Below are 24,618 nucleotides of genomic sequence, written 5' to 3'. Positions count from 1 at the left end.
GTTTAAGCGACGGCGAGATTTTGCGCGACAGGCGCCGGGATAATTTTTGCCGCGGTCGCGATCAGCAAGTCACAAGCGTCAGCCGCGGCTTTCCGATGATTGAAGGCCACGTGGTAGGACATCAGCATCGGCTCGGCGAGTTCGACGATGCGCACCCGATCGGCAATCGGCATGGCGCTGACGCGGCCGAGGAAGGAGACATAGCCGTGATTGGCGACGAGATCGACGATGACGGGCAGCGAATCCGCCGCGGTGATGTCGCGGTCGCGAAGGCGGCGATGCAGGGTGCGGTCATAGCCGAAGGTCATGGCGGCATGGCCGATGCCGGTGCGCGGACTCGGCGTGCAGATGGGATGGCTGGCGACGAGGTCAGCGGCGGTTGCTTCCGTACTGTCAGGCGGGGCGATCGCCACCATTTCGGTGCGCAGCAATTCGCGATGGCGGAAACTCTCAAGGCCGAAAACGGAATCCAGGATCGCAACGTCGATACGCCCGGATTTGAGCGCTTCGCGCAGATCGTCGGCGGTCATCGAAACGAGCGATAAAGCATTCTTGTTGCGGCCGGCATTCCACTCGGCAACGAGACTACCCAGGCAGCGCGCGACCCAGCTTTCCGAGCCCGTGGGGATGATGGCGCCGATGCGCAGTGAACGAGCGGTGCGCTGGTAGCGTTCGTCTGCTGTGGATTTCAGTTCGTTCCAGGCGAGGCTGATGGTCGAAAAGACCGTATAGGCGAAGCGGCCTTCCTCCGTCAGCGCCGAGCCTTGCGCCTGACGCTCGAAGAGCCTGCCTCCGAAGAATTTCTCAAGATTGGCAATCTGCAATGAAAGCTGCGGCTGACCAAGGCGAAGGCGGCGGGCCGCGCGATTGATGCTCCCCTGATCGGCAACCTCGAGGTAACGTTCCATGGTGACGAGCTTGACGGGGATGCGGGCGGCCCATTGTCCGTAAGCTTGCGGTTCACGATGACCAAGCTTGTCGCCAAGCTGGCCTGTTGCAGCAAGGATCGGCGCCAGTCCCTCCAGCACTCTGCCTCCGGCAAGCAGAATGACCAGTTCGCCCGAGGAACGCTCGGCGAGCTTCAGGGCCAGCTCCGTCTCCAGATTATCGATCGCTGCCGATACGGTCGAGACGGAGATGTTGAAGCGACGCGCAGTCTCGCGCATCGAGCCTGAGGACAGGACCTGGCTTGCGATGAAGAGGGCGCCGAGATGCAAGGCTTTCTCCGGAAACTACTGAAAAGGCGGAGGATATGACGTGTTCGTGAAAAAAGATATCCCTGCCCATGGAGGTGCAGGCTATCGTTCACTCAATCAAGAAATCCGGGCGGCGACAGAACCGATCAGAAGCACCGGAACACCGTGGAAACACGCAAGGGGACAAAAACAAATCGCGCCGACCCTGGAAAAGGGAATGCAATTCCGCGCGCGGACCTGCATTGACAGCCATAATCGCGCCGCGAGAGCGAATACTGGAGGGGGATTGCATCGATTTTTCGGTGATGCACACTATTTCCATGACGCACGTATTTCCGGCATGATGGCCTCTGGCTTGCCTGCCGGCAGGAATTGGTGCGCGCAGGCTTCACGTTCGGGGTTTTCGCGCCGTTTATCGGTGTTCAACCAAGGGGATAATCATGCTTACGAAAATCGCACTTGCCGTTTCGCTTTCCGTCTTTGCGGCCGGCGCGGCGCACGCCGCAGACGTCGTCGTTTCATCGAAGATCGATACCGAAGGCACGCTGCTCGGCAACGTCATCGCGCTCGCGCTGGAAGCCAACGGCATCAAGACGCAGGACCGCATCGCGCTCGGCGCAACGCCTGTCGTACGCAAGGCGATCACCGCTGGCGAAATCGACATCTACCCGGAATATACGGGCAATGCCGGCTTCTTCTTCAACAAGGCCGATGACGCCGCGTGGAAGAACCTCGAGCAGGGTTACCAGGAAGCCAAGAAGCTCGACTACGACGCCAACAAGATCGTCTGGCTGACGCCTTCGCCGGCCAACAACACCTGGGCGCTCGCCGTGCGCAACGACGTTGCCGGCCCGAACAACCTCAAGACCATGTCCGACTTCGGCAAGTGGGTTTCGGGCGGCGGTGCCGCCAAGCTTGCGGCTTCTGCCGAATTCGTGAACTCGGCCGGCGCCCTGCCCGCCTTCCAGACCACCTATGGCTTCACGCTGAAGCCGGACCAGGAAGTCGTGCTTTCGGGCGGTGACACGGCTGCAACCATCAAGGCTGCGGCCGACCAGACCAACGGCGTCAACACCGCCATGGTCTACGGCACGGATGGCGCTATCGAAGCGGCCGAGCTGACGGTTCTCGAAGACGACAAGAGCGTGCAGCAGGTCTATGCCCCGACCCCGATCATCCGCGAAGCGGTGCTGCAGGCAAACCCGAAGATCCAGGAAATCCTGGCTCCGATCTTCCAGAGCCTGACGGCAGACGAGCTGCGCAAGCTCAACGCCAAGATCCAGGTCGATGGCGAGCCGGCCAAGTCCGTTGCCGAAGCCTATCTGAAGGAAAAAGGCTTCCTGAAGTAATTGCCTGATGCCCCGCCTGACGATCGGGCGGGGCACTTTCCGGACAGGGTTGGATCGATGGAAGAAACCTTAGCGGTCCGCAAGCTGGATCGGCTCGGCGTGGTACTGGTGGCAGGCGGCATTGTGGCGACGGCGCTTCTGCCTTTCATCTATGTGAAGGCAAACCGTATCGCCGCCGGCAAGCCGATGCTGCTGACGCAGCTTCTTCCCCAGACTTCCGTCGTCATCCTGTTGGCTCTGCTGGTTGCCACAGCCTTGGCAACGCTCTTCCTGCGCAACGCTTTCATCCGGCTCGCCCTCGGCACGCTTTGCCTTGCGGGGCTGATCGCCGCCATCGGGCTGACGGCGACGGCTGCGACACCGCCCGGCAGCACCGTGGCACGCATGACGCCCGGCGGGAGTTTCTGGGTGCTGTTCGGGGTCATCGGCCTCATCATCTCCGACGCGCTGGTGAAGATCCGGCTGACGCCGTGGATGCGGGTTGCAGCACTTGTCGCCTATACGGCTCTGCTCGGCATCTGCCTCTCCTCCGGACTGCTCGACAGCCTGTCGATCCTCCGGGAGTTTTCCACGCGCTCGGCACAGTTCTGGACAGAGGCGTATTCCCATCTGCTTCTCGCCTTCGGCTCGCTTGCAATCGCCATCGTCCTCGGGCTGCCGCTCGGCATCCTCTGTTTCTGGGTGCCGAAGCTGCGCGCCATCGTGCTGCAGACGCTGAGCCTGATCCAGACCATCCCGAGTCTGGCGCTTTTCGGCATATTGATGTTGCCGCTCGGTTACCTGGCCACGCATGTACCGCTTGCGGCCGATATCGGCATTCGCGGCATCGGCACGGCGCCGGCGCTGATTGCGCTCGTGCTCTATTCGCTGCTGCCGATCGTCGCCAATACCGTGGTCGGCCTCGAAGGCGTCGATCCCTCGGTGCGTGATGCCGCGGCCGGCATGGGGTTGACGCGCCGGCAGATCCTGACCGGCATCGACCTGCCGCTTGCCTTTCCCGTCATCCTCACCGGTATCCGCATCGTGCTCGTACAGGCGATCGGCATGGTGACGATCGCCGCGCTGATCGGCGGCGGCGGCTTCGGCATCTTCATCTTCCAGGGCCTTGGCCAGACGGCCATGGACCTCGTCCTGCTCGGCGCCGTGCCGACCGTTTTCTTCGCCTTCTCCTCGGCCGTCATCCTCGATGCGGTCATCGAAAGCATCCAGGGGCCAGCCGCATGAGCATGATCGAGATCAGGAACGTCACCAAGCGCTACGGCTCGGCAACCGTCGTCGACAATGTCTCCGTCAGTGTCGAGAAGGGCTCGATCACCGTCATCGTCGGCACGTCGGGCTCCGGCAAATCGACGCTGATGCGGATGATCAACCGGCTGGTGCCGATCACCGAAGGCCAAATCTTCGTCGGCGGGCAGGATATCATGGACGTGCCGGCGACGGAGCTGCGCCGTAAGATCGGTTATGCGATCCAGGGGCATGGCCTGTTTCCGCACCGGACGGTCGCACAGAATATCGCGACCGTGCCGCAGCTGCTCGGCTGGGATGCTGATCGTACCGACAAGCGTGTGAAGGAGTTGCTTGGCCTCTTCAATCTCGACCCGGCAAGTTTCGCGGAAAAATATCCGCATCAACTATCGGGTGGCCAGCAGCAGCGCGTCGGCGTCGCCCGGGCGCTGGCCGCCGAGCCGGAACTGCTTTTGATGGATGAGCCTTTCGGGGCGCTTGATCCGGTCATCCGCGGCAAGGCGCAGGACGATCTGCTGGCGATCCAGAAACAGTTCGGGACGACCGTTGTCCTCGTCACGCATGACATGGACGAGGCCTTCCATCTCGGCAACCAGATTGCTGTCATGAGCGGCGGCAAGATGCTGCAATGCTCAACGCCGGAGAAGATCCTGACCGAGCCGGCCGATCCTTTCGTGCAGCAACTGACCGGCACGTCCGACCGGGCACTGAAACTGATGTCGCTGACGCCGCTGAAGGACAGCATGGAGCCTGCCAAGCCCGGCTTGCCCTATTCGCTGGCGCAGTCGCTGACCCTGCGCGATGCGCTGGCCGAAATGATCTGGCAGGGCGTGGATGAGGCGGCCGTGCAGGATGCCAACAAGGCGCCGGTCGGTTCGATCTCCATGGAGCGGCTGCTCGAACTGGGCCGCAAGGCATGAAATTTCTCGTCGCCAACCTCTTTCGCGTACTGGCGCTTGTGGTGCTGCTCATCCTGATCTTCAGGACGGAATGGCTCTCCTTCATGCTGGTGCCGCTGACCAACAACAACGCGCCGCCCGTCTATATGCAGAACAGTCTCGCTTCGCTGGCGCTCGGCCATCTGGAGCTGGTTTTCGTCTCCATCATCGGCAGCGCGGTGTTGGCCGTCCTCGGCGGAATTTTCGTCACGCGCCAGAGCGGAGAGGACTTTCTGCCGCTGTCGCGGGCCATCGCCAATGCCGGCCAGACCTTTCCGCCGGTCGCCGTGCTTGCACTTGCCGTACCCGCCACCGGCTTCGGTGCTGCGCCGACGCTGATCGCGCTCTTCCTCTACGGGTTGCTGCCGATCTTCGAGAATACGGTCGCGGGCCTCAAGCAGGTGTCGGCACAGGTGCTGGATGCCGCTGATGGCATGGGCATGAACGGCACGCAGCGTCTCTTCAAGGTCGAACTGCCGCTGGCCTTGCCGCTGATCCTCGAAGGGCTGAAGGTTGCGACGGTCATCAACATCGGCACGGCGACGATCGGCTCGACCGTCGCGGCAAAGGGTCTCGGCGAGGTCATCATTGCCGGCCTCATCTCCGACAACACGGCCTTCATCCTGCAGGGCGGCTTGATCGTTGGCCTGATGGCGGTGCTGATCTATGATGTCGTCGGCATGCTCGAAGGCGCGATCACGCGCAGAATGGGCTTGCGTCCGGCTTGAGAGGACGGCTACCAAGGCTGCTGAAGATATCAGCGATTGGGAGACCGCCTTGGCGAAGATGATCCATTCCATGATCCGCGTTCTGGACGAGGCGCGCTCGGTCGATTTCTACAGCAAAGTCTTCGGGCTCAAGGTCGCCGACCGCGTCGATTTCGAAACCTTCACGCTGATCTACATGAGCAATGACGAGACGGGTTTCGAGCTGGAACTGACAGTCAACAAGGGCCGTATCGAGCCCTATAATCTCGGTGACGGCTATGGCCATCTCGCCATTTCCGTCCAGGAAGTGCAGGTCGAGCACAAGCGGCTGACGGATCTCGGCCTCAATCCAGGCAAGCTCGTGGAACTCAACCGCGACGGCAAGCTCTTCGGGCTGTTCTTCTTCATCACCGACCCTGACGGCTACAAGATCGAAGTGCTGCAGCGCCACGGCCGTTTTCAATAAAACATAAGAGGCTGAAATGATTGGGAGGAGACACCTTCATAACGGCTGGGCGCTTTCCTGTAACGATACAGGAAGAACTGGCCTGCCCGCTTCGATTCCAGCAACCGTGCCTGGCTGCGTGCATCTCGACCTGCTCGCAAACCGGCTGATCCCCGATCCCTATCTCGACATCAACGAGATCACCAATGACTGGATCGGCAAGACGGAATGGGTCTACCGGCTGGATTTCGAAGCCGAGCCTGATGCCGGCCAAGTGCAGGAACTGGTCTTCGACGGTATCGACACGATCGCGACGATCCGCCTGAACGGCGAGGAGATCGGCCGCACCTTCAACATGCATCGCACCTATCGCTTCGACGTTTCGTCGCTGCTCCGGCATGGTGAAAACGAGCTCAGCGTCACCTTCCATTCCGCCTATGCCTATGGCGCCGAAATGGAAAAGCATTACGGCTACCGGCCCAACAACTATCCCGGACCGGGCAATTTGATGCGGAAGATGGCCTGCAATTTCGGCTGGGACTGGGGTCCGACGCTGGTCACGGCCGGGCTCTGGAAACCGGTGCGGCTGGAGACCTGGGATCGGGCGCGGCTTGCCGATGTCAGAGTTTCTGCCACGCTTGCAGGTGGTGATGGACTGGTCAGGGTGCATGCACGGGTGGCGAGACATGGCGAGGCTGTGCCGGCGACTTTGACTGCGGAGATTGGCGGCGTGACGCAGACTGTTGCGATCGATGCCGGTACGGACGAAGTATCCTTCGACATCCGTGTGCCCTCGCCGCAGCTCTGGTGGCCGCATCATCTCGGCGCGCAGCCGCTTTATCCGCTCGACATCCGGCTGCTGGACCTCAGCGGCAATTTACTTGACCTCTATTCCAAAGAGATCGGCTTCCGTTCGCTGCGGCTCGATACCGCACCGGATGCCCACGGCTCGGCCTTCACCTTTATTATCAACGACGTGCCGATCTTTGCCTGCGGCGCCAACTGGATACCGGATGATTGTTTCCCTTCACGCGTGACGGCGGAGCGTTATGCAGCGCGGATCGACGAGGCGAAGGCCGCCAACATCAACCTGCTGCGCGTCTGGGGCGGCGGCATCTTCGAGCGGGACGAATTCTACGAGGCCTGCGACCGGGCGGGCACGCTCGTTTGGCAGGATTTTCTTTTTGCCTGCGCCTCCTATCCGGAGGAGGAGCCGCTGCGGGGTGAAATCATCGCCGAGGTGCGCGACAATGTCGTGCGGCTGATGCCGCATGCATCGCTGATCATCTGGAACGGCAATAACGAGAATATCTGGGGCTTTGACGAGTGGGGCTGGCGACCGATCATCAAGGACGGTGTCAGCTGGGGGCTCGGCTATTATCTCGATGTCCTGCCGAAGCTTTGCGCTGAACTCGATCCCGACAGGCCCTACTATCCCGGCAGCCCCTATTCGGGCTCCATGGATATCGAGCCGAACGACGACCGGCATGGCTGCAAGCATATCTGGGATGTGTGGAACGATGTCGGTTACGAAGTCTACCGCAATTACATTCCGCGCTTCTGCTCCGAATTCGGCTGGCAGGCGCCGCCGGCATGGGCGACGCTGCAGGAAAGTGTGCATGACGAACCGCTGACGCCGGAATCGCGCGGCGTCTTCCATCACCAGAAGGCGACGCAGGGCAATGACAAGCTCATCAAGGGGCTTGCAGGACACCTGCCGGTGCCGCAGACGATGGATGACTGGCATTTTGCAACACAGCTCAATCAGGCCCGCGCCATCCGCTTCGCGATCGAGCACATGCGCTCGCATCGCGATATCTGCAAGGGCGCGGTCGTCTGGCAGTTCAACGACTGCTGGCCGGTCACGTCATGGGCAGCTCTCGATTCCGCCGGGCGCCGCAAGCCGCTTTGGTATGCGATGCAGCAGGCCTTCCACCCTCGCCTGCTGACGATCCAGCCGCGCGGTAAAGGCCTTTCGGCCGTCGCCGTCAACGAACAGACCCTGTTCTGGCGCTCGAAGATCAGCGGCAAGCGCATGCGGCTTGACGGTACGGTGCTGGCGGAATTCGAATTCTGGCGGCTGCTCTGCGACCGGTTCGAAGCGAAGGAATTTGTTCTGCCTGAGGATATCGCAACAGCCGGTTTGGCGAATGAGGAAGTCATCGTCGTCCAGATGCTGGACAAGCGCGCCTTCCACTATTTCGTCGAGGATATCGAGTTGAAGCTCCCCGCACCGGAGCTTGGTATTTCGGTGGCAAGGTCGGTTGACGGCTATGAAGTTACTGTCGCGGCGAAGAGCTTCCTTAAGGATCTCTGTCTGATGGCGGACCGGCTTGATCCCGCGGCCGTGGTGGATTCGATGCTGGTAACCCTTCTGCCCGGCGAAAGCCATGTCTTCCGCGTGGCAACCGACAAGCAGCTCTCGGTGGAGGATATCGTTGTCGGCACGGTGCTGCGCTCAGCCAACGACCTCGTGACCGCAAAATGAAAGGCCCCGCTCTCGCGGGGCCTCATCCGGCTCGTCCTCGCGGGCGACGTTACATCCAGTAGGGCGGCACGCCATAATAATCATACACGCGGCGGCCATTATCGTTGTACCAGGTGTCGTCGTCATCCGCGTAGCTCGGCGCGCCTTCGATCTGGTCCTTGGTGAGATCGATGCGGTAGCCGTCCAGCTGGGTATCGTAGGTCAGCTTTTCCCAGGGCAGCGGATAGTGATCATTGCCGATGCCGAGGAAGCCGCCGAAACTCAGAACAGCGTAAGCAACACGACCGTCCTGCTTCCCGAGGATGAGACGTTCGATGGAACCGATGTGCTTGCCATCGGCGCCATAAACGCGGGTGCCTTCAACGCGGTCGCTGGCGATCAGCGTCGGCGTATCCTTCACGTTCGGGTCACGGCGGGTGACGTCAGTATCCTGATTGAGCATTACGCACCTCCTTTTCGTCGTTTCCTCGTGGGTTCATCCACGCTTGATTCATCCACACTGGCAAAACGTGCCCTGCGTTTCAAAGTTCCCTGTTGCACACTATTCACGGCGGCTATTGCGATATTGACGTTTACGTCAAGGTTATTGTAGCCTCAAGTTGCTTGAACCCTTCAAGCAATGGCATAAGCTGCCTTGACGGGAGATGGAGGAATCTCCCGATCGATGCCGGTGCAAACCCGGTTTCGGCGGCCGAATGGGAGAGAGAAAATGAACAGCATTTCCGTCCACCCAAGCGGTGCGAAACCGGAAAAACCATGGCTTGCCACCTATCCGGATGTCGTTCCGGCCCAGATTCCCCCACTGGAATTCGCATCGCTGCCGGATCTCCTGGAAAAGAGCTGCACGCGCTTTGCCGATCGGAAAGCCTTTTCCAGCATGGGCAGGACGATGACCTATCGCGAGCTCGAAGCGCAGACCCGCAAGGTGGCCGCCTGGCTGCAGAGCGTCGGCCTGCAGAAGGGCGATCGTGTCGCCGTGATGATGCCGAATGTGCTGCAGAATCCCGTCGCCGTCTATGGCATCCTGCGCGCCGGCCTCGTCGTAGTGAACGTCAACCCGCTCTATACGCCGCGCGAGCTCGAGCACCAACTCAACGATTCCGGCGCCAAGGCGATTTTTGTTCTGGAAAACTTCGCGCGCACCGTCGAGCAGGTCATCAACAAGACCGACCTGCGCCATGTCGTCGTCACCTCTCTCGGCGAAATGCTCGGCCCCAAGGGGCATATCATCAATTTCGTCGTTCGCCGGGTGAAGAAGCTGGTGCCATCCTGGTCCATCCCGCAGCACAAGAGCTTTGGGCAGGTGCTTGCGGAAGGGGCGAAGAAGACGCTTGCGCCTGTCGCACTCTCAGGCGGCGACATCGCCTTCCTGCAATATACGGGTGGGACGACCGGCATTGCCAAGGGTGCAGTGCTGACGCACCAGAACCTGCTTGCCAACAAGATGCAGCTGCAGCTCTGGCTGAAATCCGCCTTCGACAAGAAGAAGCAGCCTGACGTCCTGAATTTCCTTTGCGCCCTGCCGCTCTACCATATCTTCGCGCTGACGGTGAATTCGCTGATGGGCATGTCGCTTGGCGCCCATAATGTGCTGATCGCCAATCCGCGCGACATTCCGGGGCTGGTGAAGGAATTCCAGAAGTCGAACATCCACATCTTCCCCGGCCTCAATACGCTGTTCAACGCGCTGCTCAACAATGCCGACTTTGCCAAGCTCGACTTCTCCTCGCTCGTCATGTCGCTCGGCGGCGGCATGGCCGTGCAGCGGCCTGTGGCGGAACGCTGGCTGAAGGTCACCGGCTCGCATGTTACCGAGGGCTACGGTCTCTCCGAGACGTCACCGGTGGCGACGGCCAACCGCTTCGATTCACCCGAGTTCACGGGCTCGATCGGCCTTCCCATACCGTCGACGGAACTCGACATCAGAGACGAAGACGGCAATTCGCTGCCGCTTGGCGAGATCGGCGAGATCTGCATCCGCGGGCCGCAGGTCATGGCCGGTTACTGGAACAAGCCGGAGGAGACGGCGAAGGTGATGACGCCTGATGGCTATTTCCGCAGCGGCGACATGGGTTTCATGGACGAGCGCGGTTACACCAAGATCGTCGACCGCAAGAAGGACATGATCCTCGTCTCCGGCTTCAACGTCTATCCGAACGAGATCGAGGAAGTGGCGGCCATGCATCCCGGCATCCTCGAGGCTGCGGCGATCGGCGTTCCGGACGGGCATTCCGGTGAGGCGGTAAAACTCTTCATCGTGCGCAAGGATCCCGCTCTCACCGAAGCCGATGTGAAGGCCCATTGCGCGGCCAATCTCACCAATTACAAACGGCCGCGTTTCATCGAATTCCGCACCGAACTGCCGAAGAGCCCCGTCGGCAAGATCCTGCGCAAGGACCTGCGCGGCTGAATTTGACGGTCTCGTGAAATTGAGGGCCATCCGCTTGTCGCGGGTGGCTTTTTTCATATTTGGTCAGATGGCTGAACTTGATTTGGCTGCGGGAAAGAGAATAGTTTCCGTGACCCTCTCCGCCTCCAAAGGAGCCTCCCATGAATGCCATCGTCGAACAACTGAAGAGCACTGCGGCCGCCACCAAGGCCACCGATCTGCGCGCCGCATTTGCAGCCGATCCGCAGCGCTTCCAGCACTTTTCCGTATCGCTTGACGACTTGCTGATGGATTATTCCAAGACGGCCGTGAACGACGAGATCCTGAAGCTTCTGGTGAAGCTCGCCGAAGAAGGCGGCGTCGAGACGAAGCGTGAGGAGATGTTCTCCGGCAAGGCGATCAACTTCACCGAGGACCGCGCCGTGCTACACACCGCGCTGCGCAACCGCTCCAACACGCCCGTTCTGGTCGACGGCAAGGATGTCATGCCTGACGTCAACGCCGTACTGACAGCCATGGGCAAGTTTGCCGACGGCGTGCGTTCCGGCGCGCTGAAGGGCGCGACCGGCAAGAAAATCACCGATGTCATCAATATCGGCATCGGCGGATCGGATCTCGGCCCTGTCATGGCGACGCTGGCGCTCGCCCCCTTCCATGACGGCCCGCGCGCCCATTTCGTCTCCAATATCGACGGCGCCCACATCGCCGACGTCCTGAAGCTGGTGGAGCCGGAAACGACGCTCTTCATCGTCGCCTCCAAGACCTTCACCACGGTCGAGACGATGACCAATGCGCAGACGGCGCGCAAGTTCATCGCCAGCGCGCTTGGTGAAGCTGCCGTTCAGCACCACTTTGCCGCAGTTTCGACGGCGCTCGACAAGGTCGCGGCCTTCGGCATCGAAAGCGAACGTGTCTTCGGCTTCTGGGACTGGGTCGGCGGCCGCTACTCGATCTGGTCGGCCATCGGCCTGCCGCTGATGATCGCTGTCGGCCCGGAGAATTTCGGCAAGTTCCTCGATGGCGCTCATGCCGTCGACAATCATTTCCGTAAGGCGCCGATTACCGAAAACCTGCCGATGCTGCTCGGCCTCATCGGCTTCTATCACCGCAACGTGCTGGGTTACCCGACACGCGCCATCCTGCCCTACGACCAGCGCCTGTCGCGCTTCCCGGCCTATCTGCAGCAGCTCGACATGGAATCGAACGGCAAGGGAGTCACCATCGACGGCACGCCGGTCGAAGGCAATTCCGGCCCTGTTGTCTGGGGTGAGCCCGGCACCAACGGTCAGCACGCCTTCTACCAGCTCATCCATCAGGGCACGAGCATCATCCCCGCCGAATTCATGATCGCCGCCAACGGTTTCGAGCCGGAGCTGCGCCATCAGCATCAGCTCCTAATGTCGAATGTCCTCGCCCAGTCGGAAGCGCTGATGAAGGGCCGCACTTTCGCGGAAGCCAAGAAGCAGCTGACCGACAAGGGCATGGACGACAAGAAGGCCGATTTCATCGCCCCGCACCGCGTCTTCACCGGCAACCGCCCGTCGATCACCTTCGTCTACGACAAGCTGACGCCCTATGCGCTCGGCCGCCTGATCGCGCTCTACGAGCACCGCGTTTTCGTCGAAGGCGTGCTCTTCCGCATCAATTCGTTCGACCAGTGGGGCGTGGAGCTCGGCAAGGAGCTGGCGACTGGCCTGCTCCCGGTCGTCGAAGGCAAGGAGAGTGCCGCCGGCCACGATTCCTCGACTCAAGGGTTGGTCGCGGCACTGGCAAAACTCGCCAAGTAATTCGCGATCGCGCTGCTATCGAAGCCCATCCGTCACGCGGGTGGGCTTTTTTATTTGACCCTGTCGAATTGCAGAACATCTCGTCGTCTATAAAGAGAGTGACGGAGGAGGAGCCGATGACTGCAACGGATGATGAGCTGGTGAACTTCGAGGCAAAGGGTGCGCTGCCATTGCCGCCCTCGGATGAACAGGGCTTCGTCGAGAACAAGGGCGCGCGCATCTGGTATGCTAGTTACGGCGCCGGTCCAGCCGTCATCCTGCTGCATGGCGGGCTCGGCAATAGTGGCAACTGGGGTTATCAGGTTCCCGATCTTGTCGAGGCCGGTCATCGCGTCGTGGTGATCGACAGCCGCGGTCATGGCCGCAGCACGCGTGACCACCGCCCCTACACCTATCACCTGATGGCTTCCGATGTGCTGGCCGTCATGGATCATGCCGGGATCGAGGAGGCGGCTTTCGTCGGCTGGAGCGATGGCGCCTGTACATCGCTGATCCTGGCCGACCAGCACCCGGACCGCGTCTGCGGTGTCTTCTTCTTCGCCTGCAACATGGACCCCAGCGGCACCAAGGAATTCAAGGCGACTCCCGTCATCGACCGCTGTTTCAGCCGCCACAGGAAGGATTATCAGGCACTATCGGCGACGCCTGATCAGTTCGAGGCTTTCGTTGGCGATGTCTCGAAAATGATGGCGACGGAGCCCAACTACTCGGCGGAGCAGCTGGCCGGCATCAAGGTGCCGGTTTCCATCGTGCTCGGCGAGCATGACGAGTTCATCAAGCCTGAGCACGCCGACTATCTGGCAAGGACGATCCCGGATGCGGAATTCGTGCTCATGCCCGGTGTCAGCCATTTCGCGCCGTTGCAGCAGCCGGACCTCTTCAATCGCGAGGTCCGCGCCTTTCTCGACCGGATCGAATGAGCCTCAGAGGCCGATTTCTCGAGCCCAGGGCGGGTTGGCGCGATCATCAGGCGTTTCGGATGCGTTGACGCGTTTCAAACCTCGTCTTGGCGCAATCGTGTGTGGGAGCTTGATTGCCGAAGCCAGGCGGAGACTTGCCAGCAGCCGGATGAAATACCAACCGAGATCCGGCTGCCCCGGCTCGATGCCGAGCCGGGCGGATTCTGGAAAGGCATGATGGTTGCCGTGGAAACTCTCGCCAAAGGTCACCAGCCCGAAACGCGGCAGGTTATAACCCTGCACCGCTACATCATCGACACTCCAGCCCTGATGGCCGTCGCGATGGGCAAAGTGGCCGACCAGCCAGTGTCCGGTCAGCGACACCGATATCCGCACGGCAATACCCCAAACCACCCACGGCAATCCGCCCAGCGTGAAGAGCACGAGCGCCAGGGGAAGCTGCTGCGCCATCCATGTTGCCTCCAGGAAGCGATAGAAGCGATCGCGCCGTTCTCGCTCGCCAAGGACGAAGCGCGGCGGGTGGTCCAGCGCCACCGTGCAATGCATCTGCCAGAAGGCATCGATGAAGAAAGGCCGCCGATGGGCAAAGAGATCATGGCAGTCTCGCTGCCGTTGCGCCCAATCACGAATGTCATGTGCGTAGATCATGCCAAAGGGGCCGGCCATGCCGACCAATGTACCGAGATAGACGAGAAAGTGCTCCATCCAGATATGCGTGCTGAATGACCGGTGGATCAGCAGCCGGTGCATGCCGACCGAATGACCGAGGCAGATCGTGACGGCGGTCAACAGGATGAAGACGGCAAAGGTGCTCCACGTAAAGGTCAGCGGCCCGCCAATTACGGCAATCGAGGTCATGGCGGTGATCCAGATCGACTTTGCGGGTATCCAGACCACCCTGCCCTTCACTGGATCGCTGTTGTCATCGATCATGCGTCCGGTGGAAATACTGCTCATGGCAAACTCCTTCCGGGCGCATTCAACGCTTGAACATCGCCCACCAATTCATTATTTAAGGAATTATCTAATTACTTTGCACGAAGAGAAACAATTAAGCAATGCGTTAATTGCTTAATTGTTTAACGGATCGATGCAACTATGCCGCAGGCACGGAGATCAGACTTGGAAGAAGAAACTTTCGATGACGCTGCAGAAGACGGATCCGTCAGCGCCGCCCAGCGGATATTTCACGCGCTTTCCAGTGCGCCGCGCCGGAAGATCCTGGCCTATCTCTCTGCATCTAGCCTTACGGCTGGCGAGATCGCCGACCGGTTCAGCATGTCCAAGCCAGCCGTCTCGCAACATCTTTCCGTCCTTGAGACGGCGGGGCTGATCCGGCGAGAGAAACAGGGGCAGTTCGTCCACTATTCCCTGATCGAGAACAATCTCGTCAACACGCTCAACGGCTTCGTGCAGGAGGTCTGCCCGGTCGGTCGGCCGATCAAGAAGGAAAGCCAGACGCGCGCACGCGCGAAAGAATTGCCTTGAGCACCGGACAGATCCTGCGCTCGCGTGGCGCGAGAAACAGGGCGTCGATACGTTGTGGCTTATCCCCTTCTCTTCCGGGAGAAGGGAATCGAAAGACTGCGGCTCCGGCTTTAGAGCCCGATTTCGCGTGCCCAGGGCGGATTTGCACCGGCGCGCGAGACGGTCACCGCGGCAGCCTTGGCGCCAAGAGCCAAAGCATTGCGCAGGGCCTGCTCATCGAGATTGGCGACCTGCGACTTGGTCAGCAGGTTATCCATCTTCAGCGAGGCGAGGACGCCGGCATCGAAAGTGTCGCCGGCGCCGACCGTATCGACGACCGTGACGCGCTCGCTCGGCACGGTGACCTTGCGCGCATTAGTGTAGCCGGTGGCGCCTTCTGCACCCTTGGTGATGACGACGAGCTTGGCGCCGTGGTTCAGCCAGTGGGCGGCCAGCGTATCGTGATCGCCTTCCAGGCCGAACCATTCGAGATCCTCGTCGGAGAATTTCACGATGTCGGACTTGGCGGCCATGCGCTTGATGCGGGCCATGTGCGCCGGCTTGTCCTTGATGAAGCCGGGGCGGATGTTCGGGTCGAGCGAGATGACGCGTGTGGCGGCTTCACGGTTCAGCAGCGCCTCGTAGGTTTCGCCGCAGGGGCTCGGGATGAGGCTGATCGCGCCGAAATGCAGCGCTTCGCAGTCAGCGCCAAGGGTCGGCAGGTCATCTGTCGTGATCATGCGGCCGGCCGTGCCCTCGTCGTAGAAGGCATAGGTCGCCTGACCATTGACGAGCTTGACGAAGGCGATCGTCGACGGGCGCGGCGTGATGGCGCACGGGCTGTAATCGACATTGCTCGCCTTCAGCGTATCGAGCAGGATTTCGCCCATCATGTCGTCGGCAATGCCGGTGAAGAAAGCCGTCGGAATGCCGAGGCGGCCGAGCGCAATCGCGGTATTGAAGATCGCGCCGCCGGCATAGGGCGCAAAACCCTTTTCGCCCAGGGTCGTATCCCTCGGCAGCATGTCGATCAGAGCTTCGCCGCAGCACAAAATCATCGAATTCCTCCCAACAGGACTTACGCGTTTCTCAATCGATTAAGCGAGCTTTTGTCAAAAGGCTAGAGCGAAAGCTCACTTACGCCACCATTCCTTGCCGACCATGCGAGCGGCGCATCGAGGAAGGCCTCGACTTCCTGCAGCGTCCTGTCGTCGAAGAGCTTCTGCTGCCTGGCAATTGCCAGAACCTCGCGCCAGGTGGCGATATAATGGAGCTGGACCTTGCCATTGGCAAAGCGCTGATGTGCCTCCGGGAAGATTCCGTAGAAGAAGAGCGCGATACCGTGATCGACGACACCGCCGGCGGCTCTGATGGCATCGATGAAGGTGAACATGCTGCCGCCGGCCGTCGTCAGGTCCTCGATGATGAGGACACGTGCACCTTCCTTCATGTCGCCTTCGATCTGGGCATTGCGGCCGTGGCCTTTCGGCTTCTTGCGGACATAGATCATCGGCAGGCCGAGGCGATCGGCAAGCAGTGCGGCAAAGGGAATGCCTGCCGTTTCGCCGCCGGCGATGCAATCGAACTGTTCGAAGCCGGCATCGCGCAGCAGGGTGCTGGCGGCAAAATCCATCACGGTCGAGCGGATGCGCGGAAAGGACAGGAGCTTGCGGCAGTCGATATAGACCGGGCTCATGATGCCGGAGGCGTATTTGTAGGGCGTCTCGGCGTTGAAATGCACCGCCTTGATCTCCCAGAGCATCCTTGCCAGCAGCTCTGCCATGACGGCGCGATCAGGGAATGTGGTCTGGATCATGCGGCTCTCTCCTTCGACTGACGTTCCAGCGGCAATAGCAGCAAGAGCGGCCGGTTTCCAGATGGAAGGCGGCCATCAGCCGAGCAGGCGGCCGATATCCGCAACCTGCATCTTCTTGAAGAGCGCGATCGCCTGAGTGCCCTCTTCCTCATCCAGCGAAACCGCATAGCGGACGGCAGCAGCAAGAAGCTGCATCGTCAGCCGGGCGATGGCCAGCAGCTCGGCCTCGGTCCCTGCGGGCCATAGCTGTTGTAACACCGAAAGCAGGGCCTGGGCATGGAATTCCATGTCTTCGGCATCGACCTCTTGAAGAAGCTTGTCCGTATGGGTCGCGTGCCAGATATCGCGCATGACGGGCTCGCGACGGAAGAAGGCGTAATATTCATCCGCGATGACGCAGAGCGCAGTGCGCAGATTATCCGCGGTCGTCACCTTGGCCAGTTCGGCGGCCACGCATTGACGGCCTTCCTCGTTGAAGCGTTCGGCGAGCGTGCGGATAATCGAGGTCTTGTCCGGGAAATATTGGTAGAGGGCACCGAAGGAAAGATCAGCCTTTTCAACGATCTCGCTCATTTTCAGGGCATCGCTGCCATTCTTTTCGATGAGCTCGGAAGCAACCGCCAGGATTTTTTCGAAGCGTTCGCGGCCGCGCTGTTGGCTCGGGATGCGGCGTGGCTGGCCGGTTGACTCCTGCTGGCGCCTGCGCCGTGCGATCACTTCTTCTGCCATCTTCCGCTTCCTTCGACTGTTGACAAAGAAAATAAGAGAGTTTATCTCATTTTGCAAATGAGAGAGTTTCTCTTATTTTAACCGAGGAGGAGTTTCGATATGCAGAATTCCGAAATCGTTCTGATCGGCGGATCGGGCAAAACCGGTGGCCGCATTGCCGACAGGCTGGAAGAGCTGGGACTTAACGTGCGCAAGGCGTCCCGCTCCACGATACCCGTCTTCGACTGGGAGGATCGTTCGACCTGGCGCGATGCGCTGACGAGTGCGACGAGCGCCTATGTCGCCTTCCAGCCGGACCTTTCCGTCTTCTGGGCGGCAGAGGCCATCGAAACGCTTTCAAAGCTCGCGAGGGAGTGCGGGCTGCAGCATATCGTGCTGCTTTCGGGCCGAGGCGAAGAAGGGGCGCAGCGGAGCGAGGAAGCGCTCAAGGCAGCGGGGATCGACTACACGATCCTGCGCGCCTCCTGGTTCTGCCAGAATTTCAGCGAGGGCGCTTTCGTGGAGCCGCTGATTGCCGGCAGGCTGGAGCTGCCGGCTGGCGATATCCAGGAGCCCTTCGTCGACGCCGATGACATTGCCGATGCGGCAGTGGCGGCACTGACCGACATCAGGCATCGCAACAGGATCTATGAGCTGACCGGCCCTCGCGCCCTGACCTTCCGCGAAGCCGTTGCCGAGATTGCCGCAGCCGCGGACCGTCCGATAGAATATCGGCAGGTATCGATGGCGGATTTCAAGGACGAACTTGCCGCTGTGGGAACGCCGGCACCGATCGTGGCACTTCTGGAAGAACTCTTCGGACAGGTGCTCGATGGGCGCAATTCGCAGGTGATGGGTGGTGTGACAGAGATACTCGGCCGCCCGGCAAGGGATTTCAGCCAATATGCGCGGGAGACCGCGGCAACCGGATTGTGGAGCGCCTGACCATGCAGATCCTCCTCGTCATTTCCCTTATTGCGGCGGCGATCGGCAGCGGTCTTGTCGCCGGCATCTTCTTTGCCTTTTCCACCTTCATCATGACTGCTTTTTCGCGCATCCCGCCCGAGCAGGGCATCGCAGCGATGAATTCCATCAACGTGACCATCGTCCGCTCGCCCTTCATGCTGCTTTTCGTGCCGACGGCGATCCTCTGCGTCGTGATCGCAGTGCTGGCCTTCCTGAACTGGCGCGGCGGCGCCTCTTCGATGATGCTCGCCGGCGCAGCACTCTATGTCATCGCATCCTTCCTCTCGACCATCGTCTTCAACGTGCCGATGAATGACGCGCTGGCGAAAGTCAGCGGCAACGGGCCAGACGCGGTGCAGCTCTGGACGACCTATCTCAGGGACTGGACCTGGTGGAACCATGTGCGCACCATCGCCTCGCTGCTGGCCTCGGTCGCGTTCGTGCGGGCGCTCATGACCATTTGAAAAGGGCGGAGGGAATATCCCTCCGCCCTCGCCAATCAATTCTGTTGGCAGAAGGTGATGCGGTTGTTGAAGGGGTCGATGACGCCCATTTCGAGGCCCCAGGGCGCTTCCTCGATGCCTGGATTCATGTATCGATATTTCTTGGCGGCGAGTTCTGCCTGATAGGCTCTGACATCCCTCACCCGTACGAAGGCTCGCGCGCCGGGGCTGGCATCGCCGGAATGCTCGCTCAGGTGCAGTTGCATATTCTCGCGCGAGACCTGGCAATAGAGCGGGGAGTTTTCGCCGAAACGATGCTCCCAGTCGAGCGTGAAACCCAGGAAGCCGCAGTAGAATTCCATCGCCTTCTCGACCGAGAAGATGCGGAAGATCGGCACCGGCGGCTCGATGCCGATTGAGGACCTTGCCCCTTCCGTCTCGTCCAGTTTTGCGGAAAGAATATTCCACTGGTCGAGGCCGAATTGTCTGGCGACAATCTCCAGGGTTTCGCTATGGGTGAGGGAAATATCGCGGTCGGCAAGTGCCTGCCGCAGGGTTTTTGCCATAAGCTTGGCATCGCGAAAATCGCGCATTGTTCATCCTTCCGTCGGCGGCAAACAGGAAGATCAGTGCCCGCGTCTGCTGACCCGTTCGCCATCGATTGCCAGAGCAAGGATGTGAAGGTGGATTTGGATGCATTCACCATATGCTTGCGCATCGCGGGGCGGCTGGCTGCATCCGGCCGACCGACTGTCAACTTACGAAAGGTCGGAAGAGGGATCAAGAGGCCGAGCGCGCATCCCCTGCCGGCACCGAATGAAGGTGGCTGGCGAGCTCGACACGGTTGCGGCCGGCGCGTTTGGCGACATAGAGCGCCTTGTCCGCCTCTCCCAGCATGGCATCGAAATCGAGCGGCTTGGAGCGGCCGGGGGCGACGCCGACACTGACGGTGCATTTCAGCACCTCGTCGTCGACATAAATGTCGCGATCCTCGAAGGCCTTGCGGATACGCTCGGCGGCAAGCTCGGCGCGGCCGGGCATGATTTCCTTCAGCACCAGAGCGAATTCTTCACCGCCGAGACGGGCGGCCGTATCGCCGCTGCGGCAATTGGCCGAAAGTTCGCCGGCAAAGACCTTCAGGACATGGTCGCCGACTGCATGGCCATAGCGGTCGTTGACCGATTTGAAATGATCGATGTCGAAGAGGATGACGGCGGTCGAAACACCCATGGTGCGAACGCCATATTGGTCGAACAGCGCGCGGCGGTTCAGCAAGCCGGTCAGCGGATCGGTGATCGCATCGATGCGGTGACGGGCGGCAAGCCGCCATTGATGCAGCGCCAGCGATAGGGCGCCGATGCCGGTCATCCCGGCAATGCATATGGCAAGGCTCAGGTCTTCCGCCCAATTGCTGGGTGCGGCGCCAAGCACCAGTTTGCCGTCCCAGATCAACACGGCAGCGCAGAGGACGAAGGAAATCGCCGTCAACGTGTAGAGGGCGGTGATGCCTGATATCGGCGCAGGTGCTTCGGCGCGGTCGAGCCAATATTGCCAGGCGGTCGTGAAGAGCAGAAAGGCGATGGCGAGATTATCCGCCATGAAGGCCAGACCATCCAGCCCGGCGATCATCGGCGGAATGGATATGGCCATCGCGACAAGCGCACGGACGACGATGCCTGATATCGGGAGCCGGCCGGTGCGGAACTGATAGCCAGCGCCCCAGATGGTGGCGAAGCCGGCATGGAACAGCACGAAATTGCCGACGCCGAGCACAGGCCCGGGCTGTTCTACATAAAAGGCGTAGGCAAAAATGCCGGCGACGACGAGAACGAGGCCGAATGCGCCGGTGAGAAGAAAGGTTTCGGCCCGGCGCACGAGCCAGCTTCCCATGAGCGTCACGGCAAGGCAGGTTGCTGAAACGCCAAGCGCCAGCAGCAATGAATTATAGTCAAGCATCATGCTTTAAATCTCCGCGGCTCCTGCCGCGCCGATAACGTTCTGAAATCTATCTCGTCATTGCTGACGAATGTCTTACGCATTCCGTTAAAAAACATCGGTTCTGCAGCCGAGCGTTACAAATTCAACATCCAGCAGCAACTATAAGGAGAATAATATTTAAGCCTGCAACGTCTTTTCTCAGGCTTTGATCTGCCAATGCAGCGCAAACATCGGATCGAAGACGGTGACTGGACCGGCGCCGGTCTCAATCCTGGCGGGGAAGACCATCGGTTCGGCCTGACGCTCCAGCGTGATGCGTTCCTCGTTGGGCGCCAGCCCATACCAGGCGGGGCCATTCAGAGAGGCAAAAGCCTCCAGCTTGTCGAGTGCGCCATCCTGTTCGAACACATGGGCAAGGCAGCTCATCGTGTTGATCGAGGTATAGATTCCTGCGCAGCCGCAGGCGCATTCCTTGAGCGGGTCGACATGGGGCGCGGAATCCGTGCCGAGGAAGAACCTGCTATCGCCGCTCGTCGCCGCGGCCCGGAGCGCCAGCCTGTGGTTTTCGCGTTTTGCGACCGGCAGGCAGTAATAATGCGGGCGAATGCCGCCGACGAGGATGGCGTTGCGGTTGATGATCAGGTGATGGGTGGTGATGGAACCGGCGAGATTGGCCTTGGCCGACTTGATATAGTCGATGCCATCTGATGTCGTGACATGTTCCATCGTCACCTTCAGTTCCGGCAGGCGCTTGCGCAGCGGGTCGAGCACCGTCTCGATGAAGACAGCTTCGCGATCGAAGATATCGACATCAGGTGTCGTCACCTCTCCATGGACGCAGAGCGGCAGCCCGATCCTGGCCATGCGCTCCAGCACCGGCATGGCCTTTTCCATGTCACGCACGCCACCGTGCGAATTCGTCGTGGCGCCGGCCGGATAAAGTTTGACGGCGGTGACGAGGCCGCTCTTCTTTCCCTCTTCCACGTCGTCGGGGCTCGTATCCTCGGTCAGATAGAGCGTCATCAGCGGCTGGAAGCGGTGGCCAGCAGGAAGCGCCTTCATGATGCGCTCGCGATAGGCGGTCGCATCCGCGGTCGTGACGACGGGTGGCACCAGGTTCGGCATGACGATGGCACGCGCGAAGGTGCGGCTCGTATCGCCGATCACACCTTCCAGCATGGCGCCGTCGCGCAGATGCAGATGCCAGTCGTCAGGACGGCGGATGGTGAGCGATTGCATGGGAGCCTCCGAAGCGATGCGGGTTTCGCCTCGATAGCATCAACACCGGTACGGAAACAACTGTTCAGGCCAGCGCGATTTCCAATGTGATATCGGCAGGCCGGCGATTTTCGAGGATGAGACGGCCGTTCGGCAGGTCGTTGCCATAGACTTTGGCACTTGCTTCTTCCTCGGTCAGCTTATAGCCGCGCCAACGATCCCAGAGGCGCTCTTCCAGAACCTCCATCGGCGGGGCGAGCATGATCGTGTAATCGAAGATACCGTCGAGTTCAGCCCATTTGCCCTCAGTGAAGAGCAGATAGTTGCCCTCGATGATGATGAAGCGGTCCTTGGGATCGATCGGCCGGGCAGAGGCGATGGCAAGCTCACGCGAACGGTCGAAGACGGGAACGAGAACTTCCTGATCGGCGGGGCGCACGGCTTTGACGATATCGAGGAAGCCGCGCACATCGAAGGTTTCCGGAATGCCCTTGCGGGCCAGCAGACCACGCTCGATGAGAATGGCGTTGTCCATATGGAAGCCGTCCATGGGCAGCACCGCAGCACTCTCGCCCTTCGCTTTAAGGCCGCTGGCGACTTTGTCAGCCATGGTGGATTTGCCGGCACCCGGCGGGCCGGCGATCGCGATGAGGAAGCGCCTCGTATTGCCGGCGCGGTTCAAGACCTCGCCGACTATGTCGTCTATTCTTGCATTCATGCAGCGACGGGCTCCGCAGGGACCGCCTTGGCGCCGGTCATGAAGGCGACGGCGTCGGACATCGTGTATTCCTTGGGGTTGATGACCGTCAGGCGGCGCCCAAGGCGATGGATATGGATGCGGTCCGCCACCTCGAAGACATGCGGCATGTTGTGCGAGATGAGCACGATCGGAATGCCGCGGGCGCGCACGTCGAGGATCAGTTCCAGCACGCGACGACTTTCCTTAACGCCGAGAGCGGCAGTCGGCTCGTCCATGATGATGACCTTTGAGCCGAAGGCTGCCGCACGGGCAACGGCGACGCCCTGGCGCTGGCCGCCGGAGAGCGTTTCCACCGCCTGATTGATATTCTGGATGGTCATCAGGCCGAGTTCGGACAACTTGTTGCGCGCCTGCTTTTCCATCGTCGGCCGGTCGAGCATGCGGAACCAGGAGCCGAGCGGACCCGGTTTGCGGATCTCGCGGCCGAGGAACATGTTGTCGGCGATCGACAAAGCCGGCGAAAGGGCGAGGTTCTGATAGACGGTTTCGATGCCCGCATCGCGCGCTTCCATCGGCGATCTGAAATGCACCTGCCGGCCTTCCAGGGTGATCACCCCTTCGTCGGGGGTGACGGCCCCAGATATCGCCTTGATGAGCGAGGATTTACCGGCACCGTTATCGCCGATGACCGCGAGGATTTCGCCCGGATAGAGGTCGAAATCGGCATTGTCGAGCGCTGTCACACGTCCATAACGCTTGACGAGGCCGCGGGCGGTGAGAATGGGTTCGACAGCCATGGTTACACCGAAACCTTTCTGATCCACTGATCGATGGCGACGGCGGCGATGATCAGCACGCCGGTCAGCAGGACTTTCCATTGCGGGTCGGCGCCGAGCATATTGAGGCCCATCGACACGACGCCGACGATCATGGCGCCGAAGAGCGTGCCGAGAATGGAGCCGCGGCCACCGAACAGCGAGATGCCGCCGATCACGGTCGCGGTGATCGCCTGGAGATTGTAGTCGGTGACGGCCGAGGATGGCGAGATCGAGCCGTTGCGGCCGATCGAGACCCAGGCCGCGAAGGCGGCGATGACGCCCGATATGGTGTAGACGGTCAGCAATACCTTCTTGGCCTGGATGCCGGAAAGCTTGGCTGCTTCCGGATCGTCGCCGACCGCATAGACATGCCTTCCCCAGGCGGTGTGGTTGAGCACATACCAGAGTAGAAGAACGAGCAGCACCATGGCGACGACACCGAGCGTCAGCACGGCACTGCCGAGCTTGAAGCTCGCGGCGAAAAGATGCAGCAGCGGCGCCTGTTCGTCGACATCGGTGTCGCGGATCGTCTCGTTGGCCGAATAGATGAAATTCGTCGCCATGACGATGTTCCAGGTGCCAAGTGTCACGATGAATGGCGGCAGTTTCATGTAGGCGACGAGGAAGCCGTTCAGCAATCCGCACAGGCCGCCGACGAGGAGGCCAACAATGACCGCGATCGGTGTTGGTATGCCGTAGGTGATGGCGACATTGCCCATGATGACGGCCGAGATCACCATGATGACGCCGATCGACAGATCGATGCCGGCGGTCAGGATGACCAGCGTCTGGGCCGCGCCGAGAATGCCGACGATGGCGATCTGCTGCAGGATCAGTGTCAGGGTGTAGGACGAGAAGAATCGTCCGCCAATCGTTATCCCGAAAATGATGATCGCCAGCACCAGCACGATCAGCGGCACGGCGGCCGGTGTCGAGTGCAGAAAATGCTGGGCGCGCTTGATCAGCGAGACGGTCTCGTGCTCGAACGAGGCGACGTTCTTGTCGCTCTTGTCGAGGACACGTTCAAATTCCTGTGCTCCGGTCATTGTTCCTCCTTCGCATCCGCGCGCCGAACCCACG

Annotated in this window: 24 protein-coding genes; 12 read left to right on the top strand and 12 right to left on the bottom strand. The window is 60.7% G+C overall.

The genetic code is table 11. The features are described 5' to 3' along the window. Positions 1-2 precede the first annotated feature (2 nt). On the bottom strand, positions 3-1,217 hold the full coding sequence (locus FHT87_RS10680) for a LysR family transcriptional regulator (protein ID WP_183801680.1): 1,215 nt from the start codon (positions 1,215-1,217) through the stop codon (positions 3-5). 419 nt (positions 1,218-1,636) lie between these two features. Here FHT87_RS10680 and FHT87_RS10675 point away from each other — a divergent pair, with 419 nt between their 5' ends. The 6 genes from FHT87_RS10675 to FHT87_RS10650 are packed head-to-tail and all read left to right on the top strand — an operon-like array spanning position 1,637 to position 8,368. Next, positions 1,637-2,545: an ABC transporter substrate-binding protein gene (locus FHT87_RS10675; RefSeq protein ID WP_183728164.1), complete on the top strand. Its 909-nt coding sequence runs from the start codon at positions 1,637-1,639 to the stop codon at positions 2,543-2,545. Positions 2,546-2,602: 57 nt separating this feature from the next. After that, positions 2,603-3,769 carry an ABC transporter permease gene (locus tag FHT87_RS10670; protein ID WP_183801677.1) on the top strand — a complete coding sequence of 389 codons (1,167 nt, stop codon included), beginning with the start codon at positions 2,603-2,605 and terminating at the stop codon, positions 3,767-3,769. After that, entirely contained in the window at positions 3,766-4,710 is a 945-nt protein-coding gene (locus tag FHT87_RS10665; RefSeq protein ID WP_183801674.1) for an ABC transporter ATP-binding protein, read from the top strand. The genes FHT87_RS10670 and FHT87_RS10665 overlap by 4 nt, the downstream gene beginning before the upstream one ends. Beyond that, positions 4,707-5,456, top strand: coding sequence for an ABC transporter permease (locus FHT87_RS10660; protein WP_183801671.1), 750 nt, complete (start codon positions 4,707-4,709; stop codon positions 5,454-5,456). Before FHT87_RS10665 ends, FHT87_RS10660 begins: the two co-directional genes overlap by 4 nt. A gap of 49 nt (positions 5,457-5,505) precedes the next feature. Then, entirely contained in the window at positions 5,506-5,901 is a 396-nt protein-coding gene (locus FHT87_RS10655; RefSeq protein WP_183801668.1) for a VOC family protein, read from the top strand. Positions 5,902-5,917: 16 nt separating this feature from the next. Continuing rightward, a complete protein-coding gene (locus FHT87_RS10650; RefSeq protein WP_183801665.1) occupies positions 5,918-8,368 on the top strand; it encodes a glycoside hydrolase family 2 protein in 2,451 nt (816 codons plus the stop codon). A 49-nt stretch (positions 8,369-8,417) separates the two neighbouring features. Here the strand turns inward: FHT87_RS10650 and FHT87_RS10645 are convergent, their stop codons facing one another. Next, positions 8,418-8,810, bottom strand: a complete 393-nt coding sequence (locus FHT87_RS10645) for a PRC-barrel domain-containing protein (protein ID WP_183801662.1) — start codon at positions 8,808-8,810, stop codon at positions 8,418-8,420. Between the two features lie 267 nt (positions 8,811-9,077). Here FHT87_RS10645 and FHT87_RS10640 point away from each other — a divergent pair, with 267 nt between their 5' ends. From FHT87_RS10640 to FHT87_RS10630, 3 genes are all read left to right on the top strand, one after another. Continuing rightward, positions 9,078-10,778, top strand: a complete 1,701-nt coding sequence (locus FHT87_RS10640) for a long-chain fatty acid--CoA ligase (protein ID WP_183801659.1) — start codon at positions 9,078-9,080, stop codon at positions 10,776-10,778. A gap of 140 nt (positions 10,779-10,918) precedes the next feature. Then, the gene (gene pgi / locus FHT87_RS10635) at positions 10,919-12,544 is read left to right on the top strand and encodes a glucose-6-phosphate isomerase (RefSeq protein WP_183728140.1); all 1,626 of its coding nucleotides are present in this window, start codon (positions 10,919-10,921) and stop codon (positions 12,542-12,544) included. Positions 12,545-12,660: 116 nt separating this feature from the next. After that, positions 12,661-13,464 carry an alpha/beta hydrolase gene (locus FHT87_RS10630; protein ID WP_183728137.1) on the top strand — a complete coding sequence of 268 codons (804 nt, stop codon included), beginning with the start codon at positions 12,661-12,663 and terminating at the stop codon, positions 13,462-13,464. 3 nt (positions 13,465-13,467) lie between these two features. On the opposite strand, the gene FHT87_RS10625 is transcribed toward FHT87_RS10630, so the two are convergent. Further along, entirely contained in the window at positions 13,468-14,421 is a 954-nt protein-coding gene (locus FHT87_RS10625; protein ID WP_183728134.1) for an acyl-CoA desaturase, read from the bottom strand. A gap of 165 nt (positions 14,422-14,586) precedes the next feature. On the opposite strand from FHT87_RS10625, the gene FHT87_RS10620 reads away from it, so the two are divergent. Beyond that, the gene (locus tag FHT87_RS10620) at positions 14,587-14,952 is read left to right on the top strand and encodes a metalloregulator ArsR/SmtB family transcription factor (protein WP_183728131.1); all 366 of its coding nucleotides are present in this window, start codon (positions 14,587-14,589) and stop codon (positions 14,950-14,952) included. Positions 14,953-15,062: 110 nt separating this feature from the next. Here FHT87_RS10620 and FHT87_RS10615 read toward each other — a convergent pair whose 3' ends face one another. The 3 genes from FHT87_RS10615 to FHT87_RS10605 all read right to left on the bottom strand — a co-directional run bounded on the left by FHT87_RS10615 (position 15,063) and on the right by FHT87_RS10605 (position 17,476). Further along, complete coding sequence (locus FHT87_RS10615) at positions 15,063-15,989, bottom strand: carbohydrate kinase (protein ID WP_183801656.1); 927 nt, start codon at positions 15,987-15,989, stop codon at positions 15,063-15,065. Between the two features lie 62 nt (positions 15,990-16,051). Continuing rightward, positions 16,052-16,747 carry an orotate phosphoribosyltransferase gene (locus FHT87_RS10610; protein WP_183801653.1) on the bottom strand — a complete coding sequence of 232 codons (696 nt, stop codon included), beginning with the start codon at positions 16,745-16,747 and terminating at the stop codon, positions 16,052-16,054. 75 nt (positions 16,748-16,822) lie between these two features. Next, on the bottom strand, positions 16,823-17,476 hold the full coding sequence (locus FHT87_RS10605) for a TetR/AcrR family transcriptional regulator (protein ID WP_183801650.1): 654 nt from the start codon (positions 17,474-17,476) through the stop codon (positions 16,823-16,825). 99 nt (positions 17,477-17,575) lie between these two features. Between FHT87_RS10605 and FHT87_RS10600 the strand changes: the two genes are divergently transcribed. Together FHT87_RS10600 and FHT87_RS10595 are read left to right on the top strand one after the other, a co-directional pair. Continuing rightward, the gene (locus FHT87_RS10600; protein WP_183801646.1) at positions 17,576-18,400 is read left to right on the top strand and encodes an NmrA family transcriptional regulator; all 825 of its coding nucleotides are present in this window, start codon (positions 17,576-17,578) and stop codon (positions 18,398-18,400) included. A gap of 2 nt (positions 18,401-18,402) precedes the next feature. After that, positions 18,403-18,885, top strand: a complete 483-nt coding sequence (locus tag FHT87_RS10595) for an anthrone oxygenase family protein (RefSeq protein ID WP_183801643.1) — start codon at positions 18,403-18,405, stop codon at positions 18,883-18,885. Positions 18,886-18,920: 35 nt separating this feature from the next. On the opposite strand, the gene FHT87_RS10590 is transcribed toward FHT87_RS10595, so the two are convergent. The 6 genes from FHT87_RS10590 to FHT87_RS10565 form a co-directional block, all read right to left on the bottom strand. After that, on the bottom strand, positions 18,921-19,457 hold the full coding sequence (locus FHT87_RS10590) for a glyoxalase superfamily protein (protein ID WP_183801640.1): 537 nt from the start codon (positions 19,455-19,457) through the stop codon (positions 18,921-18,923). 187 nt (positions 19,458-19,644) lie between these two features. Next, a complete protein-coding gene (locus FHT87_RS10585) occupies positions 19,645-20,823 on the bottom strand; it encodes a GGDEF domain-containing protein (RefSeq protein WP_183801637.1) in 1,179 nt (392 codons plus the stop codon). Positions 20,824-21,000: 177 nt separating this feature from the next. Beyond that, complete coding sequence (gene pyrC, locus FHT87_RS10580) at positions 21,001-22,041, bottom strand: dihydroorotase (protein ID WP_183801634.1); 1,041 nt, start codon at positions 22,039-22,041, stop codon at positions 21,001-21,003. Positions 22,042-22,105: 64 nt separating this feature from the next. Beyond that, on the bottom strand, positions 22,106-22,738 hold the full coding sequence (locus tag FHT87_RS10575; RefSeq protein WP_183801630.1) for a nucleoside triphosphate hydrolase: 633 nt from the start codon (positions 22,736-22,738) through the stop codon (positions 22,106-22,108). Continuing rightward, positions 22,735-23,517, bottom strand: coding sequence for an ATP-binding cassette domain-containing protein (locus tag FHT87_RS10570; RefSeq protein ID WP_183728103.1), 783 nt, complete (start codon positions 23,515-23,517; stop codon positions 22,735-22,737). The genes FHT87_RS10575 and FHT87_RS10570 overlap by 4 nt, the downstream gene beginning before the upstream one ends. Positions 23,518-23,519: 2 nt before the next feature. Further along, on the bottom strand, positions 23,520-24,584 hold the full coding sequence (locus tag FHT87_RS10565; RefSeq protein WP_183801627.1) for an ABC transporter permease: 1,065 nt from the start codon (positions 24,582-24,584) through the stop codon (positions 23,520-23,522). Positions 24,585-24,618: the final 34 nt, after the last annotated feature.

Source organism: Rhizobium sp. BK316 (assembly GCF_014193695.1).
Taxonomy (GTDB): Bacteria; Pseudomonadota; Alphaproteobacteria; order Rhizobiales; family Rhizobiaceae; genus Rhizobium.
The sequence above is the reverse complement of the archived record's forward strand: the minus strand, read 5'-3'. Positions and strand labels throughout refer to the sequence as shown.

Coding starts and splice junctions, on each gene's coding strand:
- FHT87_RS10600 (WP_183801646.1), top strand. CDS start 17,576: ATGCAGAATTCCGAAATCGTTCTGATCGGCGGATCGGGCAAAACCGGT.
- FHT87_RS10575 (WP_183801630.1), bottom strand. CDS start 22,738: ATGAATGCAAGAATAGACGACATAGTCGGCGAGGTCTTGAACCGCGCC.
- FHT87_RS10650 (WP_183801665.1), top strand. CDS start 5,918: ATGATTGGGAGGAGACACCTTCATAACGGCTGGGCGCTTTCCTGTAAC.
- FHT87_RS10590 (WP_183801640.1), bottom strand. CDS start 19,457: ATGCGCGATTTTCGCGATGCCAAGCTTATGGCAAAAACCCTGCGGCAG.
- FHT87_RS10570 (WP_183728103.1), bottom strand. CDS start 23,517: ATGGCTGTCGAACCCATTCTCACCGCCCGCGGCCTCGTCAAGCGTTAT.
- FHT87_RS10615 (WP_183801656.1), bottom strand. CDS start 15,989: ATGATTTTGTGCTGCGGCGAAGCTCTGATCGACATGCTGCCGAGGGAT.
- pyrC (WP_183801634.1), bottom strand. CDS start 22,041: ATGCAATCGCTCACCATCCGCCGTCCTGACGACTGGCATCTGCATCTG.
- FHT87_RS10645 (WP_183801662.1), bottom strand. CDS start 8,810: ATGCTCAATCAGGATACTGACGTCACCCGCCGTGACCCGAACGTGAAG.
- FHT87_RS10605 (WP_183801650.1), bottom strand. CDS start 17,476: ATGGCAGAAGAAGTGATCGCACGGCGCAGGCGCCAGCAGGAGTCAACC.
- FHT87_RS10665 (WP_183801674.1), top strand. CDS start 3,766: ATGAGCATGATCGAGATCAGGAACGTCACCAAGCGCTACGGCTCGGCA.
- FHT87_RS10640 (WP_183801659.1), top strand. CDS start 9,078: ATGAACAGCATTTCCGTCCACCCAAGCGGTGCGAAACCGGAAAAACCA.
- FHT87_RS10610 (WP_183801653.1), bottom strand. CDS start 16,747: ATGATCCAGACCACATTCCCTGATCGCGCCGTCATGGCAGAGCTGCTG.
- FHT87_RS10670 (WP_183801677.1), top strand. CDS start 2,603: ATGGAAGAAACCTTAGCGGTCCGCAAGCTGGATCGGCTCGGCGTGGTA.
- FHT87_RS10595 (WP_183801643.1), top strand. CDS start 18,403: ATGCAGATCCTCCTCGTCATTTCCCTTATTGCGGCGGCGATCGGCAGC.
- FHT87_RS10565 (WP_183801627.1), bottom strand. CDS start 24,584: ATGACCGGAGCACAGGAATTTGAACGTGTCCTCGACAAGAGCGACAAG.
- FHT87_RS10585 (WP_183801637.1), bottom strand. CDS start 20,823: ATGATGCTTGACTATAATTCATTGCTGCTGGCGCTTGGCGTTTCAGCA.
- FHT87_RS10660 (WP_183801671.1), top strand. CDS start 4,707: ATGAAATTTCTCGTCGCCAACCTCTTTCGCGTACTGGCGCTTGTGGTG.
- FHT87_RS10675 (WP_183728164.1), top strand. CDS start 1,637: ATGCTTACGAAAATCGCACTTGCCGTTTCGCTTTCCGTCTTTGCGGCC.
- pgi (WP_183728140.1), top strand. CDS start 10,919: ATGAATGCCATCGTCGAACAACTGAAGAGCACTGCGGCCGCCACCAAG.
- FHT87_RS10630 (WP_183728137.1), top strand. CDS start 12,661: ATGACTGCAACGGATGATGAGCTGGTGAACTTCGAGGCAAAGGGTGCG.
- FHT87_RS10625 (WP_183728134.1), bottom strand. CDS start 14,421: ATGAGCAGTATTTCCACCGGACGCATGATCGATGACAACAGCGATCCA.